Raw genomic sequence first — 545 nt, 5'->3', positions numbered from 1 at the left:
TCGGCGTTCGCGCTGAAGATCGATTTCGAGCGTCTCGCGAAGATCGCGAAGTCGGTCGGCGCGTACCTGATGGTCGACATGGCGCACTACGCGGGCCTGATCGCCGCGGGCGTCTACCCGAACCCGGTGCCGCACGCCGATTTCGTCACGACCACCACGCACAAGAGCCTGCGCGGCCCGCGCGGCGGCGTGATCCTGATGAAGGCCGAGTACGAGAAGCAGATCAACTCGGCGATCTTCCCGGGCATCCAGGGCGGTCCGCTGATGCACGTGATCGCCGCGAAGGCGGTCGCGTTCAAGGAAGCGCTGTCGCCGGAATTCAAGGCATACCAGCAGAAGGTGGTCGATAACGCGCGCGTGCTGGCGGAAACGCTGGTCAAGCGCGGCCTGCGCATCGTGTCGGGCCGCACCGAAAGCCACGTGATGCTGGTCGACCTGCGCGCGAAGAACATCACCGGCAAGGCCGCGGAAGCCGCGCTCGGCGCCGCGCACATCACGGTCAACAAGAACGCGATCCCGAACGATCCGGAAAAGCCGTTCGTGAC

General features: G+C 65.7%; 1 protein-coding gene. It reads left to right on the top strand.

Annotated features, from left to right (window positions below):
* A partial coding sequence (locus DID96_RS37955) for an aminotransferase class I/II-fold pyridoxal phosphate-dependent enzyme (RefSeq protein WP_124604422.1) occupies positions 1-545 on the top strand: 545 nt, incomplete at both ends.

It is taken from the genome of Burkholderia sp. Bp8963, from assembly GCF_003854275.1.
Taxonomy (GTDB): Bacteria; Pseudomonadota; Gammaproteobacteria; order Burkholderiales; family Burkholderiaceae; genus Burkholderia.
This window is presented reverse-complemented; position numbering and strand designations above follow the sequence as displayed.